The sequence below is a fragment of the Jeotgalibacillus marinus genome (genome assembly GCF_040801915.1).
GTDB classification, from domain to species: Bacteria; Bacillota; Bacilli; order Bacillales; family Jeotgalibacillaceae; genus Jeotgalibacillus; species Jeotgalibacillus marinus.
This window is the reverse complement of sequence record NZ_JBFMIA010000267.1, coordinates 1-243: the sequence shown is the minus strand read 5'-3', so window position 1 is coordinate 243 and position 243 is coordinate 1. Positions and strand designations below refer to the sequence as shown.

General features: G+C 53.9%; 1 protein-coding gene. It reads left to right on the top strand.

Translation table 11 applies throughout. The annotated features are described in order from the left end of the window. The coding region (locus tag AB1471_RS19135; RefSeq protein ID WP_367781047.1) for a hypothetical protein at positions 1 to 243 on the top strand (243 nt) is incomplete at both ends.

The following is a 243-nucleotide window of genomic DNA, read 5'->3' as shown; positions in this document are numbered from 1 at the left end:
AAAGAGGGGAGGAAAGAGAGGGGGGAGGGGGAGGGGGGGGAGGAAGAAAGAAAAAAGGAAGAAAGGGGGGGGAAAGGAAAAAAGAAAAGAGGAGGGGAGGGAGAAGAGGGGGAGGAGAAGGAAGAGAGAAGAAGAAAGGAGGGAAGGGGAGAGGAAAAGGAGGAAGAAGGGGAAGGAGCGAAAAGAAAGGAGAAAAGGGAAAGGGCAAAAAAGGGAGAAAGGGGAGGGCATGGAGAAGGGCCG